The organism is Ruegeria sp. CDSC085 (assembly GCF_059610465.1).
Window position 1 is genome coordinate 474,398 of record NZ_JBXWNR010000002.1, and the last position, 18,620, is coordinate 493,017.

Here is an 18,620-nt window from a genome sequence, read left to right on the forward strand (position 1 = left end):
GTCTTAGGAAAAATGCAAGTGGAATCTTGCCCGTAACGAAGATAAATTTCGCCTACGAGTGTCCAGATAACCCACTAATCCTTGGGTTTTCAGGCCCTGTCAACCCCCAAGTCTGGAGGAAATCGCCAGTTGAGCGGCAGCCAGCCGAGCGACAGGAACCCGGAACGGAGAGCATGACACATAGTCGAACCCCAGATCGCGACAGATGGCGATTGATTCGGGGTTTCCGCCGTGTTCTCCGCAAACAGACAGGGTCACATCCGGTTTCGCAGCGCGCCCCCGCTCAGCTCCAAGCTTAAGCAGTTCCCCTACCCCATCCGGATCAAGAACGTGGAACGGATCTTCCCGAAACACTCCCTGCCGAACATACGCCGACATAAAGCGCCCAGCGTCGTCGCGGGACAGACCATAGGTCATCTGCGTCAGGTCATTTGTTCCGAAACTCATGAACGCGGTCTGCGGGGCAATCTCTTCTGCGCGCAGACAGGCGCGCGGGGTTTCGACCATCACACCCAGCCGATATTCAAACTCCTGCCCTCGTTCTGACGCTACCGCCGCCGCCACCGTATCGATGCGGGACTTGACCAGTTCGACCTCTCGTTTCGCGGATACCAGCGGTATCATCACTTCGGGCACGACGGGGGCACCATTCTTTCTGGCATCCAGCGTGGCTTCAAAGATCGCGCGCGCTTGCATGTCATAGATTTCAGGCACGGTCACACCCAGACGAACACCGCGCAGGCCCAGCATCGGATTGTATTCGGTCATCGCATCAACCCGACGCTCGACATCGGAAACCGGCAAATCCAGCGCCTCGGCCAATTCCCGTTGACCGCTGCGCGTGGTTGGCAGGAACTCGTGCAATGGAGGGTCGAACAGGCGAATGCAGACGGGCTGCCCTTCCATGATTCTGAACAGCTGAACAAAGTCCTCACGCTGCATCGGAAGCAATCGTTCCAGCACAGCCGCCCTGCCCGACGACGTTTGTGCAAAAATCATCTCGCGCATCACGATCAGGCGGCCGGGCTCAAAGAACATATGCTCTGTCCGGCACAAGCCGATCCCCTGCGCCTGAAAATTGCGCGCCGTTTGCGCATCGGCCGGTGTGTCGGCATTGGCGCGGATGTCAATATCACGCTCGGCATCGGCCCACGCCATCAATGTCTGAAAGCAATCATCCAGCGCGGCTTCAAGCATGGCAGGCTGCCCCGCCAGCACCTGTCCAGAGCTGCCATCGATGGTCAGAACATCGCCAGTTTTGAAGACACGACCATCGGGCGCAGTCAGCATCTTCTGTTTTGTCTGGAACCGGATGTCAGAAGCGCCAACGATACAGGGCAAGCCAAGCCCACGACCAATCACGGCGGCATGGCTGGTCATCCCGCCTTTTTCAGTCAGAACCGCAACGGCAGCATGCATCCCGCGCACATCCTCGGGCGAGGTTTCGCGGCGAACCAGGACACAGGCCTCCCCGCGCGCGGCACTGGCCTGCGCTTCTGCAGATGTAAACACGATCTTTCCCGTTGAAGCGCCCGGGCTGGCACCGATGGCCGTCGTCAGCACATCACGCCGCGCTTCCGGATGGACCTGCCGGTGCAAAAGTTCATTCAACGCGTGGGGGTCGACACGCATCACCGCCTCCTGCGGCGGTATGATCCCGTCTTCAGCCAGACGAACGGCAATTCGCATCGCCGCGCGCGAAGTTCTCTGAACCCGGACGCCATCCAGAATATGCACTTTGCCGTTTTGAATGACGAACTCGACCTGCATTTCTTCGCGCAATTTTTTGCGCATCAGCGCAGCTTGTTCCTTCAACTCGGCAAACGCTTTGGGTGCGACTTCTTCAAGCGACGGTCCACGCGGGTCTTTTTCAAGAAACAGCGCTGCCACATCTTCGCCCAGCGCATCCCGGCCCTGGCTCTGGCTCAGGTAGCGCCCTGTGATCTGCGGCATTCCGGTGGTGGAGTCGACCAGTTGAAGCACACCTGACCCGCACTCACCTTGTCCGACCCCTGGGATCATCTCTTGAATGACAAGCCCAAGACCAGCATCTGCGGGGGCGCCCTTGGCCTGCCGCAGCAGCCGTGCGGATGTCCCGTCCCATGCGCGGGCCATCGAGCGCAAAACCCCGATCAACTGCTCACCGCGGTCCTGCGGGAAGGCTTCGTCCGTTTCATCTTCGTATGCGCGCAGGGAATGGCGCAGACCTTCGCTGCCATCCATGTCGATGTCATCGAACACGTCCGCGTCCAGCCGCGCCACGTGGATCGCATAGCTTTGAACAAACCTGCGATACAGCGCTGCGGCAGCCTCTGCCCCCATGGTATCGGACAGATCCACGTAGCGTGCATCATTCATACCAATGTTCAGAACCGCACCGGGCCCACCCCAGTCGGGATCTTCGGAACTTGGTCGGACGCACAGCAGTGTCGCCGGATCGAATTGCTCAAGGATCGCGTCAAGGTTCGGAACATCGCCTTCCGCAATCTGGTGGACTGCATCAAACGACAACGCGACGGTCCGGGGCACCGGCAGGTCCAGCCGAACCAGTCGTTGCAGACATTTGGCCCGCCCGCCATGCGTATGAGCCGTGACCGGAGCATCGGGTGTAATGAGCGTGGTATGCGGATTATTCTGCACTGCAGCACCTTTTGATTTGCGTGCAGCATAAGCGCTTGCGCCCTTCGTGCAAGGGCGTTGTGGGCACACATCGCTGCGTGCCCGAGGTTTTAACCTTCGATCCGCGACAGATCGGCCACGCTGGAACAAACCTGCCGAATCTGACTGAGCAGGTTCAGCCTGTTGCGGCGGACAACGTCATTGTTGGTGTTGACCTGAACGTCCTCAAAAAACCCATCCACAGGTCCGCGCAGCGCGGCCATGGCGGCCACAGCGATTGGGAAGTCTTCGGACTTCAGAGCCACATCGATCTGCGACTGAGCCCTATCCAAAGCCGCAAAAAGCGCCTTCTCGCTGTCGGTCTCGGCGAATTTCACATCTGCTCCGTAGGAGTATTCCACTCCGTCCTTTTCCTCGGCCTGAGTCAAGATGTTGTTGGCCCGTTTGAACCCCTGCACGAGGTTTTCCCCATCCTCGGTCGCGATCACGGCATTCAACGCGCGCGCACGTTTGACCAGCAGATTGAGGTCGTCATTTCCATCCTTCGCGATACAGGCGTCGATGATGTCGTGGCGGATGCCCTCATCTCGGAGGAAGACCTTGAGCCTGTCATGGAAGAAGGACAAAAGGTCATCGGACGTATCGGGAACCTTTTTTTCCAATCTCAGGAAGTCGCCGTTCGGCATCTCAGCCAGCTTTTCCTTGACCGCCTGGAAAGCCGCACCAAAGACGCCATGGTCCGCGATTTCACCCAACAACGCATTGATATCATCGGTCGCCAGCGCATCATTCGCGGCACTTTCTGCGCGAACCAGTTGGCTGTCAAAAAATCGATCCAGCTTCAGACGCAGGTTGTTATTCAACACCAACCGAGTAATACCCAACGCCGCGCGACGCAGCGCGAACGGGTCTTTCGACCCGGTAGGTTTCTCATCAATCGCCCAGAACCCGGTCAGCGTATCCAGCTTGTCCGCCAGTGCCACGGTCACCGACAGCGACGCGGTTGGCACGTCATCCGATGGGCCCAGCGGCGAATAGTGTTCCTGCGCCACAGCAGCCACGGCAGCGTCTTCGCCTGCCGCTTCGACATAGTAACGCCCCATGAGCCCCTGAAGTTCGGGGAATTCATAGACCATCTCGGAACTCAGATCGGCCTTGGCCAGACGCGCGGCTTTCTCGGCCTGATCCGGGTCGGCGCCCGTCACCGGCGCGAGTTCACGGGCCAGCGCCGCGATGCGATCAATCCGTTGGGCCTGGGTGCCCAGCTTGTTGTGGAAGGTCACGTTCTCCAGCGCACGGGTCCATTGGGTGATGTCCGACTTGGCAATGCGCAGGTCGTTCTCCCAGAAGAACTTGGCATCGGCCAGACGTGCCGACAGCACCTTTTGGTTCCCTGCCAGTATGGTCGCGCCATTGTCAGCGGTTTCGCGGTTGGCGACGGTGATGAACCGTTCGATCCGATCTGTCTTGGGGTTGCGCACCGAAAAGAATTTCTGGTGCTCTTTCATCGAGGTCTGCAACACTTCGGGCGGAAGTTCCAGAAACTCGTCATCGATCTGGCCCATCAAAACCACGGGCCATTCGACCAGACCGGCCACTTCTGCCAACAGTCCCTTGTCTTCTACAATTTCCAGACCGGCGGCAAAAGCCATGTTCTGCGCATCATTCCAGATGTGCTCGGCGCGTTCATCCGGTGACAGAATCACGAATGCGCGTTTCAGCTTGGCGGCATAGTCCTCGAAAGACGTAACCGGGAACCGGTTGGGGGCCATGAAACGATGACCAGCTGTGGTGTTACCGGAACGGATGCCATCGACCTCCATCGGAACGACCTGCGCCCCGGCGTCATCGGTCAGGATGCACAGAATGGAATGCAACGGACGGACCCACCGCAGACTGCCACTGCCCCAACGCATGGATTTGGGCCATGGGAAATTGCGAATGGTGGCCTCCAGCACTTCGGCAATGATCTCGGCGGCCGGACGACCCGCCTTCTCGATGGTGGCGAAATAAACGGCGCCCCTGGGCGTCTCGCGCTCTTCCAGTTGGTCGCGGGTCATGCCCGCGCCCCGCAGGAAACCCTCAATCGCTTTGTCCGGCGCGCCGACCTTGGGTCCTTTGCGCTCTTCCCGGATTGTCGGGCTTTGCGCCAGCAGACCTTCCACCGCCAATGTCAGACGGCGGGGTGTCGTCAGGGTGGCAGCGCTTGAATAAGTCAAGCCAGCCTCGACCAGACCATCGGCAATCCGCTTTTTCAGATCCTCACCTGCTCGCGCTTGCATCCGCGCAGGAATCTCTTCGGAAAACAGTTCGATCAGCAAGTCGGGCATTGTCGGTCCTTAGAAATTTACGATCGTCTGAATGACGATGGCATTTGCGATATCCACAAAGAAGGCGGATACAAGGGGCAGCACGATAAAGGCAATAGGCGAAGGCCCATATCGCTTGGTTACCGCGGTCATATTTGCAATCGCTGTGGGTGTGGCGCCCAGGGCGAATCCCCCGAAGCCCGCTGCCAGCACCGCCCCCCGATAGTTCGAGCCCATCAAGGGAAACAGAACCCAAATCACGAAAACGACCGTGAACAGAGTTTGCGCCGACATGATCACCGCAATTGCCATGCCCAGTTCCGCGATGGTCCACAACTGCAGGCTCATCAATGACATTGCCAGAAAAGCACCAAGAGCGAATTCAGACAGCAATGCCAGTGACGGTGTACGCGCAACCGGCGGCGCCGACGGAGCGATGGCCGCTCGGACATTCGAGATCACGATGCCCATGATCAGACAAGGCACAAACAGCGGCAGTTTCAGCCCCGCTGCCGAAATCGCCTCGCCCAGCGCATAGCCCAGAATAATCGCAAGGTTCAGATGCAGCAGCACGCGCATAATGGTCATATGGTCAATTTCGGTGGCCGCGGTCGTTTTTTCCGGCAGTCCGACCGTATGTTCTTCGTCAGGGCGGTCCGGCGACAGGCCTCGTGTTTCCACCAGAAGACGGGCGATGGGGCCACCCACCAGCGCTGCAAGCACCAGACCAAGCGTTGCCACAGCAACGCCAAGTTCGGTTGCACCGTCCAGACCCGTTGCGCCGGCCACTTCGGGTGCCCATGCGATTGCGGTTCCGTGTCCACCAATCAATGCGGCCGAACCGAACAGAACGCCGGCTTGCACCGGATAGCCAAACAAGGAAGCCCCCGCCGCGCCTATAACGTTCTGCGCAAAGATCGTAAAAAGCGTCAAAATCAGCAGGATCACCAAAGGCTTACCACCGGCAATCAAGTCAGAAAGCCGCGCGTTCAACCCGATTCCGGCAAAGAAAAGAACCAGCAGAGCGTCCCTGGTCTGCAACTCGAATGACAGCTCAACATTGGCAACGAGATAGAGAAGCAAGACCACGAGCGAGGCCAAAAGGCCGCCTGTGACCGGTTCAGGAATGTTGAACTGTCTAAGAACCGCGACTTTGCTGTTAATCCGGGCACCCAACAAATACACCGCAAAGCCCAGAGTTGCAGTAATGAAGTCCGGGATCAAAACGGCGTCGGCCATGGTTTTCCTCAGTTATCAGGGTGTTTTGGGCACTCCTCACCCACTACCGTACCGTCATAGGCTTTTTCACCGCAATTGTTCAACGCGTGCCAGACATACCCCTTGCCGTCCTTGGCAACCGCCACAATCCGGTCGACGCCGAAATGGATGTTTTTCACACCCAAGAACGCCTGAGCCTGACCTGATTTCAGCGCATCGCCTAGCGACACGGCGTCGTAACAGTCAAACCAACCCGGCGCGGTCAATGGTTCGGGGTTTTCGACAGGAATAAATCCGGCCATCTGATCCGGTTTTAGATCCGTTTCAAAACAGCCGCGGTAGCGGATCGGAGAACTGTCTGCGTCGATCGCCTGAAACTCTGAATAGGGGATCGGGACGGGCGTATCGCCTTCTTCCGTCATCAGGACCACGTCCTGACCGGGTTGCGCTTCGACCTCATAGTAGAAACCGTAGATCTGCAAATAATACATTCCGGCCCCGGCGACCAGGGCCGACAGCAACAGGACAATTGCCAGCAGTTTTCCCGTCATCTCTTAAACCGCCTCTTTCAAGTTCTTGTAAAATAGGACAGGTTTCATCCGGGTACAGGCATTAATGAGGTCAACACCATGGATTCCACGCTTGCTGTCGGTTTTTTCGGCGCATTGTTTGCGATCATGAACCCGGTTACCAACCTGCCGGTGTTTCTGAGCGTCACTCAGGACCTGCCTGCCGCCGACCAGCGCAAGATTGCGGTGAAGACGGTGATCTATTGCCTGATCCTTGGTGGTGCCTTTGCGCTGGTTGGAAGTCAAGCACTTGGCCTTTTTGGCATCAGCGTCAATCACCTGCGCGTCGCCGGTGGCCTGGTCGTCATGATGATCGGCCTCAACATGCTGAACGGAAACGAAAGCACCTCTCACCACGGAACGAAGGGAGAGAAGGAGGCTTACCCCGAACCAGACACTGTGGCCTTTTACCCGCTGGCCTTTCCTATCCTGGTGGGCCCCGGCACGATAACCACCCTGATCCTGTATGCACATCAGGTCCAAACTCCGGTCGAAGCCTTTGTTTATGCAGGAGTATTCCTCACCATAGTTGGCCTGCTTCTGATCACGTTCTGGAACGCCGCGTGGCTGGCTGAACGATTGTCCAGCAACGCGCGCGTGATCATGAGCCGCTTCATGGGCATGATCCTTGCCGCCATTGCCGTCAGCATGATCGCAGACGGACTCAAAGCACTTTTGCCCGGACTGGCCTGATTGCCTCATCAGGCCTGAAACCCGGCGGCCTCGGTCTGCACGAATGCATCCGCACATTGTTTGGCCAGCGCCCGAACTCGCCCGATATAGGCCTGCCGTTCTGTCACTGAGATTACCCCGCGCGCGTCCAGCAGGTTGAAGATGTGACTCGCCTTGATGCATTGATCATAGGCGGGATGCGCCATGATGATGCGTTTGCCAGTCTTGGGGTCCACATCCTCCTGCGCCAGGATGGCGGCGCACTCGACTTCGGCCTCTTCGAAGTGACGCAGCAGGACCTCGGTGTTCGCGACATCGAAGTTCCAGCGGGCGTATTCCTCTTCGGTCTGCTTGAAGATATCGCCGTATGTCAAAGGGCTGGGCGACTGGGGATCGTTGAACGGCATGTCCATCACGTGATCAATGCCCAGAACATACATGGCCAGACGCTCAAGCCCATAGGTCAGTTCGCCTGATACCGGTGCGCAGTCATGCCCGCCGACCTGTTGAAAATAGGTGAACTGGCTTACTTCCATTCCGTCACACCAGACTTCCCAACCCAGGCCCCACGCGCCGAGTGTTGGGCTTTCCCAGTCATCTTCGACGAACCGGATGTCATGCAGATCCATATCGATACCGATGGCTTGCAGGCTCCCCAGATACAGTTCCTGCAGATCCGGTGGGCTGGGTTTGATCAGCACCTGATACTGATAGTAGTGCTGCAACCGGTTCGGGTTCTCACCGTAACGCCCATCCGTCGGGCGGCGCGACGGTTGAACGTAAGCCGCGGCCCAAGCCTTGGATCCCAGCGCGCGCAGGGTCGTCGCGGGATGGAACGTTCCGGCCCCAACTTCCATGTCATAGGGCTGCAGAATCGCACAGCCTTTTGTCGCCCAATAGGTCTGAAGCCGCAGGATGATCTCCTGAAATGAACGCGGTGCGCTGGTCGGTTCGGTCATGACATTCCCTCTGGGCGCCTTTACGCCCGGTTCCGGTCGGTTTTGCCCTTCCTATGCAAGGGGCCAAGGGGCGTCAACGGGGCTTGGGGCCAAGCCTGTATCTGCAGGGCCACACAGCAAATTCCCCGCATTCATGGCATGGCGTTTCGCAAGTGAATTCGCGTATTCTGTGCCAAAGCACGAACACTGCATAAAACGGGCAGACTATGACACGCGTATTTTCAATAATCCTATTGTTTCTTCTGGTCGGCCTGCGCGCCGCAACCGCGCAACAAGATCCCGGCGTCTGGGTCCAGATCGAGGCTCAGCCCTCGCTGAGCAAAGCACAAGAGCGGGCACAGGCCTATGCCGGCGCGTTACCGGACGTGAACGGATTTCGTCTGAACAGCGGCTGGTATGCAATCGTGATCGGCCCTTATGCACGCACTGACGCCGAACAGGTATTGCGCGTTTATCAGACCGAGGGCCAGATCCCGCGCGACAGCTACATCGCATTTTCCAGTGCGATGGGACAACAGTTCTGGCCCGTCGGAGCAAATGTACTGAACCGTGGCACCGTCGCGGCACCAATTGAACCGGCAGCGCAACTGGAAGAAGCCCCGGCCGTGGTCACGCCTCAGAATTCGGATGAAAACCGCGCACAGGCGCTGCAGTCCGAACGTCTGCTGACCGCGCAGGAACGCAAAGATCTGCAAACGGCTCTGCGCGCGGCCGGGTTTTACAACTCGACCATTGATGGTGCGTTCGGGCAAGGCACCCGCCGCTCGATGAGCGATTGGCAGCGCTATAACGGGTTTGATGCAACGGGGGTGCTGACCACTTTGCAGCGCAAGGCCCTGATGGATGAATACAACGCGCCGCTGATCTCTGTCGGAATGGAGCGGTATTCCGACGACAAGGCCGGGATTGTGCTCGACATGCCTCTGGGCGCTCTGAGCCTTGATCGTTATGAAGCCCCGTTCGCACATTTCAAAAGCATCTCTGACCTGAACGCCAAGGCGCTCCTGATCAGCCAGGAGGGAGACAAGAACACGCTCCGCGCCCTTTACGAGGTGATGCAATCGCTTGAGATCGTTCCGCTGAATGGCTCTCGTGAACTGGGCCGCGACCGGTTTACCCTTGAAGGACGCGGCAACGGCATAGTGTCCTTTACACAAGCGCAATTGGCGGATGGAAAAATCAAGGGTTTCACCCTTGTCTGGCCCGAAGGAGACGAGGCACGTCGCCTGCGAGTTCTGTCAGCGATGAGGTCCAGCTTCAGCACAACGGATGCGGTTCTGGATGCCGCCGCCGGTGCATCCGCAGAACAGCGCATTGATCTGGTGTCGGGCCTTCAGGTCCGCAAGCCCCGACTGACGCGCTCTGGTTTCTTCGCGGATGAGAATGGGACAGTACTGACGGTTTCTGAGGCCGCAGACAGGTGCACGCGGATCACGCTGGATGGTGATCAGGAGGTTCAACTGGCCCTGACAGACCCTGAACTTGGCGTTTCAGTCCTGCGTCCTGCAAAGACACTCGCCCCCATGAGCGTCGCCGCATTCAGTGCCGCCATTCCGCGCATCAAGTCGGAGGTGGCCGTGTCCGGCTATTCCTATGAGGGCGCATTGGGCGGCCCTTCTCTGACCTTCGGGCAGGTCGCTGACGTTCGTGGGCTGAAAGGTGAGGCGGGCGTCAAGCGTCTGGCGTTGAACGCCCAACCCGGCGACGCAGGCGGCCCCGTTTTCAATGACAGCGGCAACGTCGTCGGAATGCTGTTGCCTACACCGTCCGAAGGGCGCACCCTGCCCGCTTCGGTCAGCCTTGCGGCCACCGTTGATCGGTTGACCGAAATTCTGGCAGAGGCCGGAGTGGCCGGTCAGGCGAGCGAGGAAACCACACGGATCTCGCCCAATGAGTTGAACCGGCGCGCAACCGGGATGACGGTTCTGGTTCGCTGCTGGGATTGATCCGACAGCACATCAACAAAAAGCGCCGCAGGAAAGTGCGGCGCTTTTTTGTTACAGAATGTCAGGTGTCACGTGGATCAAGGTTGGCACAGGCGCGTCGAATGCGGCTCGGACTGCACTTTGCATCTCTGCCACATTCGAAGGTGCTGAAGAGCGCGCACCGAAGGCTTGGGCGAGTTTGCAGAAATCAGGATTGTGGGCCATGACCGCATTGGAGGCGATCTGACTGCGCACCATACTGTCCTCGATTTCTTTCAGTTTGCCGTTGTCCCATAGAATGATGGGCAGCGACAAACCCAGTTCAACCGCCACGCCCAGTTCCTGCATCGTGTAATGGAACCCGTAATCCCCGGCGATAACGGCCGTGGGTTTGCGGCGTCGGGCAACCGCCCCGCCAATACCGGCGGGCAACCCATAGCCAAGAGTGCCAAACCCCGTCGGATGATGCCAGTGATGAGGATAGGCCATGTCCCATACCTCTTTTGCTACGTAAGCAAATTGCGTCATGTCCGAATAGATCATGGTGTCGGCCGGCATGGCCGCACGCAGGGCATCTGCAATCGGCACGATTCCCGGCCGCCCGGCATCCACCTCAGCACGCCAGCGGGCGCGCGTGTCGGCCACTTCCTCGGCTGACCAGCCCGTTGCTGGTTTCATGTCCTGGGTTGCGTGCCACAGGGCGCGGGCAAAGCTCTGGCTGTCGACTTGCAGCTTGATGGCGGCGCGGCGGCGATCAGACAGAACCTCGGGGTCGAGATCAACGCGTATCAAGGTCGCCTTGTGCCCCAACTCATGCCGCCACAAATCGACCTCGCCCAGCTCGGCCCCTACCGCGATCACCAGATCAGCCGATGCTATCACCTCGGCACTGCCAGGACGCGGCAACATGGACCCGAAATCCAGCGGATAATTTGCGCCCGACAGCCCACGTCCGGCATAGGTGGTAAAGCACGCCGCCCCCAGCTGCGTCAGAATCTGCCGCCATTCATTGGATTTGCAGCCCCCACCCAGAATGAACAGCGGCCTGCGGGCCAGGTTCAACATGGACACAACCGATGACACGTCAGGCGGCAACGCTTTGGTGCGCAGCGCGGGCTGGTTGGGGAACGGCGCCGGGTCGGCCTCGGCCTCCAACTGTGCGATGGGCACCTGAATGTGCTTGGGTCGCGGGCGCAAAAGCTCGAATTCTTCAAACGCCCGTTCTATCAGCCCATAGGCAGCTTCGGCGGAATCGGCCTGTAGAGACCAATCCGCAACCGTACCGGCGGCGGCACGTTGATCTTTCATCTGGTGCAACTGGCCCCGGACGGCCTGTGTTTCATCCAGACAGGAGGACAGAATCAGCATCGGAACCGAGTCGCTGTAGGCCTGTCCGATCGGGGTCATGATGTTGCACAAACCGGGACCGGTGATCACATAGGCGACGCCGGGCTGGCCGGTCGCACGCGCGTAACCGTCAGCCATGAAACCAGCCCCCTGCTCGTGCCGGGCCAGAACATGCGTGATTCCGGCCTCTTCGATACCGCGATACATTTCCTGATTGTGGACACCGGGAATGCCGAAAATCACATCCACACCACGATCCTTGAGCATATGCGAGATTTGCGCGCCAAGGGGTCTTTTCATCAGCCTCTCCAGAATTGAACGGTGAAGATCGCGTATACGGCCAAAAGCTCGAGCCGCCCGACCAGCATTCCGGTTGTCAGCAGCCATTTGGCCGTATCGTTAAGACCTGCAAAATTACCCGCAGGCCCGATCTGATCGCCAAGACCCGGACCAACGTTGGCCAGCGCTGTCGCGGCCCCGGACACGGAAGTAATGAAGTCCAGACCTGTCAGTGCCAACGCCCAGGACAACACGCCCATCGACAGAACGAAGAACATGAAAAAACTCATCACCGAGGTCAGAACGTCCCGTCCGACCGGCCTTCCATCATAGAGCGGCATGAACACGCCATGAGGGGACCTGATCCGTTTGATCTGGCTTTTGATCGAGGCAAACAGCAACTGATACCGGAAAACCTTGATCGAACACGCCGTCGACCCCGCGCATCCACCGATCAATCCGATCAGGAAAAACAACATGATCGGAAAGCTGCCCCACCCCATGTAATCGACACTGGCATATCCTGTCCCCGAGATGATCGAGGTGATATTGAACAACGACTCGCGGAACGCCTGTTCCCAGTGATGGGGAAAGACCGAGGTCAGAAAGACTGACATGATGACAACCAGAACCAGAATGGTCGCCAGAAATGCCCGTATTTGACTGTCTTTCCATAAGGACGCCGTATGACCATTGGCCAATTGGACATAGCGCACAAAGGGAAGAGCCGCCAAAATCATGAAGACGGATGCAGCATATTCGGCCGGGCCTGAAAATGTTCCAAACGAGGCATCATAGTTCGAAAAACCGCCGGTAGACATCGTCGTGAATGCGTGCACCAACGCGTCAAAAAAACTCATCCCTAACCCGGCATAGACCAGCACGCATACAAGAGTCAGAAAGACGTAGATCAGGGAAATCTGTCCCGCAATCTCTTGCGCGCGTGGCAGGATTTTTCCCATGGTTTCAAATCCTTCCGATCGGAAGATTTGCATGCCACCAACCCGCAATTCCGGCAGGAACACCATGGCGACAACGATGATACCGATACCCCCCAGCCATTGCAGGATACCCCGCCACAACAAAAGCCCCTGCGGCAGCGTGTCCAACCCTGATATCACGGTCGAACCTGTCGTCGTCAGTCCTGACATCGCCTCGAAATACGCATCGACAAAGCGCAGCTCGGTTTCACCGAACAGAAACGGAATTGCACCGAAGACGGGCAGCGCAACCCAGACCCCTGTTGTCAACAGAAAGGTCTGCCGAATGGTCAACCCCTCGCCCACGCCATTCGAACAACTCATCGCCAGAACGGATCCGGTCAGCATCGTGATGATCGCGCTTTCCAGGAAGACATTCCACTCGCCGCGACCCTCGATGATGTCCGCAAGCATAGGAAACAACATGGTCGCCCCAAGAATGGCGACCAGCAAGCCAATCACATATCCGACCGGGCGAAGATCCATCATAACGCGCAGCGTTGGCGCGCCAGCCCGACCGTGTCAAGCAGATGATCCCGGATTACGCGTCTGTTTTGGTATCTGCCCCCGGCATCGCGGGTGGATTCGACGGCGACCGGGTTTTGCGCGCCTGCGGTTTTGATTGCTCTACCGCTGCCGCGGGTTTTGGCTGCGTAGCAGAAGGCGCTTGCTTCGAAGATGCTGCCTTGGGCGTACGGGGCGCGGGTTTTGCTCGGGTCGATTCGGTTTTTTCAAGCGTCTTAGCAGCTTTGGACCGTGCGGAGGGCGCCTTGGTCGCGGAATCCGCAGGTCGGGCCCGAGGTTTTTTCACCGGGGCTGCTGCACCCGAGGAAGACGCGGCAGGGGTCGCGTTCCGTGCAACCGGCTTAACGTTATTGGCACCAGATACAGCCGGTTTCGTTTCTGTTTTTGGCTGCGGTGCCGGTTTTGGTGCTGGTTTGGCTTTCACTGCAGTTTCAACCCTAGGGGTGGCGGCGGCGCGTGGCTTCGCGGAAAACTCTGCAGGTTTGGGTTCGGGTTTCGGTGTAACCGCAACAACCTTCTTTACCGGTTTCTTCGCAACAGCGGTCTTTTGGGCCGTTGAATTTGACACGCGCGGCGCGGTAGCATTGGCCTTGACCGTCGTCATTTTAATCGGTTTTGCAGGAGCTGATGCAGCCGAGTGCAGTGCTTGCACAGGTGCCATGGGCAGTTCAAACGCAGAACGGGCCACAATTTGCATGATCTTTATCTGGTTGACCATTGCGTAGCCTGCCATGCGAATTGCCGCAGCTTGAAACTCCAGCGGTTGGGTAATCGGATTCATTACATGTTTCTCCTGTAAAAACGATGCAGCCCGAGATTTGTGACTAAAGTGCCTTGTCCGCTTCGATTTCTCGAGCGACGGTTTCGGTCTTGCAGTCCAAGGCGTCTCACGTCTCGGCCTCCTTTCAGGGCCGTTCACCATTCAATTGGCATACAACGGCTGCTGCATTCCCTATGGACATACAACAAAAAACCGCGCAGATGCAGCATTTTTGCTGCATTGCGGCAAAGGGGCGCCTACAGATGAAATCTCTGATTAAATTCTAACCGCTTACGCAGGTGTATTCACCCAACGTGAAACAGGGTTGTGAACAGTCTTGGATCCAAGCTGGATGCCGCAAAGGTTGGTCCTTCGGTCAGAATCGACACGGCGTCGTGGCTGTGCAGGCTTTCCTGATGGCTGGCGACAACCCGGAAATCACCGACGTGATGATCTGCCAGCAATTCAGCGCAGAACAAGCGCGCCGCATCTTCGACAAAAATCGGATTGGCGGCGTTTAGCTCGGCAAATGCCTGTTCATCTTCACGTTTGACCATGACCTGCGTTTCGGTCGGAACCGCGCGTCGACAAAGCTCGATCAGGTCTTCAAACCACAGACAATCGGCGTCGCAATCGACGACCACGGAAATCCGCGCGACAGAACGTTGCGAATGCGGTGTCGCCAATTGTCCCCGCGTGGAACGGGCATGTTCACTCAGTTCCAAAGAGCACGGGCAGGTCGAGGAATAGACATAGTCCAGATGCATGATCTTCTGGCGCACACCGTTGGATTCCACCAGTTCCAGAGCGATGTCGTAATACTGGTACCCTTCCAGACCCGATCTCAGGCTCTTGATCTTGTCCGGGTAGGAAAACCGCATTTGGATACGGGCATCGAAACTGTCCAGATCGGTCATGTAGTCGTCAAGCGCCGCCTCCATCACTTCGAAACTGAATGTGCGCTCAGCATGTTTGTAGAATGACCGCATGATCCGGGACATGTTGATGCCCTTTTTCTCGGCCTCAAGGCTGACGGTACCGGTTATTGACGTCTCAAGCGTCAGGTCTTCACCCTCTTTCCGATGAAATCGGATCGGCAGGCGGAAATTCGAGATGCCGACATGCTGGATCTGCTGCTTGGCACCGCGGATCAGGCTGGACGGACCGTTTTGCAAATCAGGCAATGTCGCGCGGTAATCCGCGTCAACTGAGAAACCATCCGGGTACTCGCGTGAGAGCGAAGGATAGTTCACCGCAGTCAGGCCGTGCACCAGCCGCGCAATAGCCGGATCCAGTTGGCTGATCTCGGATGCCGTCGCAGATTCCGCCCATTGCCGCAGAACCTTCAGAGCCTCGGCGGCTTTTTCCTGATCCGGAGTATCATCAATGTCGCGCGGGTGAACGTTCATCGGCTGCGGTTCCTCGAATGGTCGGCAGAATATATACGGCTGCAGGTCACTTACTATTTTAACCCATTACGCAGGAAATAGCAGTCCGGATTGAAAAAACCGGCGCAAAACCGTCATTTCGCAACGAATTACGCCTTTCGCAGACGCAAAGGTCAGGCCTCAACTGTGAATACCACCCGAAAAGACGCCGCGTTCACAGACAACGCGACGCCCCCAGGCGGTAAGAGGCTTTTCACTGTGCTCCAGTTTTTTTCTGCGAAGCCTCCAATGCCTGTTGGATGTCCGCCATCAAGTCCCCGGCGTCTTCCAGGCCAACTGAAAAACGGATCAGGCCCGGCGTTATGCCCAGTTCATCTTTTTGTGCATCGCTCAGACGCTGGTGGGTGGTGGTCGCCGGGTGCGTCGCGATCGACTTGGCATCGCCTAGGTTGTTGGAGATCACAGGAATGGTCATCGCATTCAGGAAAGCAAAAGCCGCGTCCTTGCCACCCTTGATATCCAGAGACAACACGGTTCCGCCCTTCCCGCCAAGTTGCGATTGAACCAGAGCATTTTGCGCGTGGGTCTTCAAACCAGGGTAAAGGGTACGCAACAGAGCGGGATGCCCTTCAAGCGCCTCCGCGATCCTTTGCGCGCTGTCGGCCTGCGCATTGACGCGCAGCGCCATGGTTTCCAGACCTTTGAGCATGACCCAGGCGTTGAACGGGCTGAGCGCGCCGCCGGTATGCTTCAGATACGGCTCAACGGTTCCGCGGATGAAGTCCTTGGTGCCGATGATGACGCCGCCCAGCGCACGGCCCTGCCCGTCAATGTGCTTGGTTGCCGAATAAACGACCACATCCGCGCCCTGTTCTATCGCGCGCGAGAAGACTGGCGTCGAGAACACATTGTCCACCACCACAATGGCACCGACTGCATGGGCCAGCTCGGACACGGATGCGATGTCGATCACTTCAAGAGTCGGGTTCGACATGGATTCGAAGAAGACCGCCTTGGTGTCCGGGCGGATCGCTGCCTGCCATTGCTCCAGATCGGTGCCGTCCACAAAGGTAACTTCGACGCCAAAACGGGTCAGGATGTTCTCAAGAATGTACAGGCAGGACCCGAACAGTGCCTTTGCTGAAACAACATGGTCCCCGGCCTTCAACATCGAGGTCAGCGCACCGTTGACCGCCGCCATGCCCGAGGCCGTCGCGAACGCGTCCTCGCCACCTTCAAGTGCCGCTATACGCTGTTCGAACATAGATACGGTCGGATTGCCATAGCGGGCATAGATGAACTCATCGGGGCCGCATTCCAGAAACCGGGCTTCGGCCTGTTCGGCGCTTTCGTAGACAAAGCCCTGCGTCAGGAAAATCGCCTCGCTCACCTCATTGTACTGACTGCGGCGGATACCGCCATGGACGGCTTGTGTGCGCTTGTTCCAGTTCTCGCTCATCTCATTCCTTTCAGCCTCTGGCGGAGGCAAACAAAAAACCCCAGACGCGGCCAAGCGAAAGGGGTCTTTCATCCTGACCTTTTAGCGGTGTTGTTTAGCGTGGCCCGCAATCCGGTAACAAATCGCCACGTAGCTCTGGGATGGCAATACGCCTCGGGCGGTTTGCGGTCAAGCCCGGCTTGCATTCGGTCACGCTTTCGTAAGCCGCACTTGCCGAGCCGGCAGAAACCCGCATGATCCCCCCAACATCAGGAGAACACATGGCTGACCCGATTGATCTGTTTTTCTGGCCCACACCGAACGGCTGGAAAGTGTCCATCGCTCTGGAAGAGATGGAGCTGCCCTACACCACTCATCTGATCGATATCGGAAAGGGTGATCAGTTCGACCCCCGATTCCTGAAGATCGCCCCGAACAACCGGATGCCAGCAATCGTGGATCCAGACGGGCCAGATGGTGCACCGATCTCGGTTTTTGAAAGCGGCGCAATCCTGATGTATCTGGCCCGCAAGACCGGGCGGTTCTATGGCAAGACCGAGCGTGATCGGATCGCCGTCGAAGAATGGCTGATGTGGCAGATGGGCGGCGTTGGTCCAATGGCCGGTCAGGCGCATCACTTCCTGAAATACGCCCCTCAGCTGAGCCCCCCACAGGACCTGCCCTACGCCAAAGACCGTTACCGGGCCGAGGTCGGTCGTCTTTACGGGGTACTCGACAGACGGCTGGCCGAGAACGAATACGTTGCAGGAGACTTCTATTCGATTGCAGACATGTCGATCTGGGGCTGGGCCAGCCTGTGGGAAGGGCAGCAGCAAGTGCTGGAGGACAAACCCCACTTTGCGCGCTGGCTGAAGGCCGTCGGCGCCCGCCCCGGCGTTCAGGCCGGGCGCGCTCTGCACGCAGATCTACGTGGAGACAATCGCGACAAGCAGGCGCAGGAGGTCTTGTTCAAACGATGACTGCGTTGAAAACCCGTTTGGATTGACGCTAATCATCGGCCCTGGCTGCCTCGGCCGCGGCGGGATCGGCTAGCGAAACTTGAATTCGGGTTCCGCAGGGAAAGACATCAGTCTATTCCTCCAAACCCCACGGCGCAACGCGGCAGTATTTCTGTGGTCAACGCGCATCCGGGGCGTCAGGACAAAAGCCGCTTGCGTTTTCCTTACCGCGTTTGTCCCAACTGGTTCTGCGGGTCGCTCATTCGTATCGAAAGAAAGGCCACCCGGCACCTTCGAGCGCGCCGAACGAAAGTTGGGAACCGAGTGCATTTTTTCACCGGTTTCTTCCACCAAACGTGTCATCTCTTTGCGCTTTAGATGTTGCAATTCCGAGAGGTATTTTTGGGTTTTCCCAAGATGTCTGTGCTCGAAAGAATGGGCATTCAATGCTTCTTCGATCATTCTGGCGGTATGCACATATCCCTTTGAGCGTGTAAGCGCCAAGAGCTCCCCGAGGCGACTGGTTATCTGGCTCTCATCCAGCTGGACGTTTTTTTCGAAAGATCCATGTTGTGTTACGTTGGGCATCTGAACCGACTCTGAGATGATGTGAGTAGCGTGCAATCGCGTCTGCGTTCTGACACAGGCGACACATAGAGTTGCCTGCCATTAC

13 protein-coding genes and 1 riboswitch are annotated in these 18,620 nt (G+C 57.8%); of the genes, 4 read left to right on the forward strand and 9 right to left on the reverse strand.

The annotated features are described in order from the left end of the window. Positions 1-99 precede the first annotated feature (99 nt). From AC2FJB_RS05805 to AC2FJB_RS05820, 4 genes are all read right to left on the reverse strand, one after another. The gene (locus tag AC2FJB_RS05805; RefSeq protein ID WP_117869333.1) at positions 100-2,640 is read right to left on the reverse strand and encodes a putative PEP-binding protein; all 2,541 of its coding nucleotides are present in this window, start codon (positions 2,638-2,640) and stop codon (positions 100-102) included. A gap of 89 nt (positions 2,641-2,729) precedes the next feature. Next, a complete protein-coding gene (glyS, locus tag AC2FJB_RS05810; RefSeq protein WP_496717266.1) occupies positions 2,730-4,949 on the reverse strand; it encodes a glycine--tRNA ligase subunit beta in 2,220 nt (739 codons plus the stop codon). A gap of 9 nt (positions 4,950-4,958) precedes the next feature. Continuing rightward, positions 4,959-6,167 carry a sodium/glutamate symporter gene (gene gltS / locus AC2FJB_RS05815; RefSeq protein ID WP_496717265.1) on the reverse strand — a complete coding sequence of 403 codons (1,209 nt, stop codon included), beginning with the start codon at positions 6,165-6,167 and terminating at the stop codon, positions 4,959-4,961. Positions 6,168-6,175: 8 nt separating this feature from the next. Then, positions 6,176-6,697 carry a DUF6446 family protein gene (locus AC2FJB_RS05820; RefSeq protein ID WP_496717264.1) on the reverse strand — a complete coding sequence of 174 codons (522 nt, stop codon included), beginning with the start codon at positions 6,695-6,697 and terminating at the stop codon, positions 6,176-6,178. 78 nt (positions 6,698-6,775) lie between these two features. Here AC2FJB_RS05820 and AC2FJB_RS05825 point away from each other — a divergent pair, with 78 nt between their 5' ends. After that, entirely contained in the window at positions 6,776-7,408 is a 633-nt protein-coding gene (locus AC2FJB_RS05825) for a MarC family protein (protein WP_496675070.1), read from the forward strand. Positions 7,409-7,416: 8 nt separating this feature from the next. Here the strand turns inward: AC2FJB_RS05825 and AC2FJB_RS05830 are convergent, their stop codons facing one another. Then, positions 7,417-8,346, reverse strand: a complete 930-nt coding sequence (locus tag AC2FJB_RS05830; RefSeq protein ID WP_496717263.1) for a glycine--tRNA ligase subunit alpha — start codon at positions 8,344-8,346, stop codon at positions 7,417-7,419. Positions 8,347-8,552: 206 nt separating this feature from the next. On the opposite strand from AC2FJB_RS05830, the gene AC2FJB_RS05835 reads away from it, so the two are divergent. Next, entirely contained in the window at positions 8,553-10,292 is a 1,740-nt protein-coding gene (locus AC2FJB_RS05835) for a serine protease (RefSeq protein WP_496717262.1), read from the forward strand. A 51-nt stretch (positions 10,293-10,343) separates the two neighbouring features. Here the strand turns inward: AC2FJB_RS05835 and AC2FJB_RS05840 are convergent, their stop codons facing one another. Together AC2FJB_RS05840 and AC2FJB_RS05845 are read right to left on the reverse strand one after the other, a co-directional pair. Further along, positions 10,344-11,918 (reverse strand): thiamine pyrophosphate-binding protein, encoded by a 1,575-nt coding sequence (locus tag AC2FJB_RS05840; RefSeq protein ID WP_496717261.1) that lies wholly within the window; start codon positions 11,916-11,918, stop codon positions 10,344-10,346. Next, entirely contained in the window at positions 11,918-13,366 is a 1,449-nt protein-coding gene (locus AC2FJB_RS05845; RefSeq protein ID WP_299644524.1) for a TrkH family potassium uptake protein, read from the reverse strand. Before AC2FJB_RS05845 ends, AC2FJB_RS05840 begins: the two co-directional genes overlap by 1 nt. Before the next feature lie 11 nt (positions 13,367-13,377). Between AC2FJB_RS05845 and AC2FJB_RS05850 the strand changes: the two genes are divergently transcribed. Next, positions 13,378-14,127: a hypothetical protein gene (locus AC2FJB_RS05850; RefSeq protein ID WP_496817952.1), complete on the forward strand. Its 750-nt coding sequence runs from the start codon at positions 13,378-13,380 to the stop codon at positions 14,125-14,127. A gap of 340 nt (positions 14,128-14,467) precedes the next feature. Here the strand turns inward: AC2FJB_RS05850 and folE2 are convergent, their stop codons facing one another. Next, the gene (gene folE2, locus AC2FJB_RS05855; protein ID WP_496717258.1) at positions 14,468-15,571 is read right to left on the reverse strand and encodes a GTP cyclohydrolase FolE2; all 1,104 of its coding nucleotides are present in this window, start codon (positions 15,569-15,571) and stop codon (positions 14,468-14,470) included. Positions 15,572-15,803: 232 nt separating this feature from the next. Beyond that, complete coding sequence (metZ, locus tag AC2FJB_RS05860; RefSeq protein WP_496717257.1) at positions 15,804-17,009, reverse strand: O-succinylhomoserine sulfhydrylase; 1,206 nt, start codon at positions 17,007-17,009, stop codon at positions 15,804-15,806. Between the two features lie 61 nt (positions 17,010-17,070). After that, positions 17,071-17,148, reverse strand: a riboswitch (SAM riboswitch). 121 nt (positions 17,149-17,269) lie between these two features. On the opposite strand from metZ, the gene AC2FJB_RS05865 reads away from it, so the two are divergent. Continuing rightward, entirely contained in the window at positions 17,270-17,968 is a 699-nt protein-coding gene (locus AC2FJB_RS05865) for a glutathione S-transferase N-terminal domain-containing protein (RefSeq protein ID WP_496717256.1), read from the forward strand. The last annotated feature ends 652 nt before the right edge of the window (positions 17,969-18,620 follow it).

Excerpts from the sequence above, each read along its gene's own strand:
- glyS (WP_496717266.1), bottom strand. The coding sequence starts at position 4,949 with ATGCCCGACTTGCTGATCGAACTGTTTTCCGAAGAGATTCCTGCGCGG.
- gltS (WP_496717265.1), bottom strand. The coding sequence starts at position 6,167 with ATGGCCGACGCCGTTTTGATCCCGGACTTCATTACTGCAACTCTGGGC.
- AC2FJB_RS05820 (WP_496717264.1), bottom strand. The coding sequence starts at position 6,697 with ATGACGGGAAAACTGCTGGCAATTGTCCTGTTGCTGTCGGCCCTGGTC.
- AC2FJB_RS05825 (WP_496675070.1), top strand. The coding sequence starts at position 6,776 with ATGGATTCCACGCTTGCTGTCGGTTTTTTCGGCGCATTGTTTGCGATC.
- AC2FJB_RS05830 (WP_496717263.1), bottom strand. The coding sequence starts at position 8,346 with ATGACCGAACCGACCAGCGCACCGCGTTCATTTCAGGAGATCATCCTG.
- AC2FJB_RS05835 (WP_496717262.1), top strand. The coding sequence starts at position 8,553 with ATGACACGCGTATTTTCAATAATCCTATTGTTTCTTCTGGTCGGCCTG.
- AC2FJB_RS05840 (WP_496717261.1), bottom strand. The coding sequence starts at position 11,918 with ATGAAAAGACCCCTTGGCGCGCAAATCTCGCATATGCTCAAGGATCGT.
- AC2FJB_RS05845 (WP_299644524.1), bottom strand. The coding sequence starts at position 13,366 with ATGATGGATCTTCGCCCGGTCGGATATGTGATTGGCTTGCTGGTCGCC.
- folE2 (WP_496717258.1), bottom strand. The coding sequence starts at position 15,571 with ATGAACGTTCACCCGCGCGACATTGATGATACTCCGGATCAGGAAAAA.
- metZ (WP_496717257.1), bottom strand. The coding sequence starts at position 17,009 with ATGAGCGAGAACTGGAACAAGCGCACACAAGCCGTCCATGGCGGTATC.
- AC2FJB_RS05865 (WP_496717256.1), top strand. The coding sequence starts at position 17,270 with ATGGCTGACCCGATTGATCTGTTTTTCTGGCCCACACCGAACGGCTGG.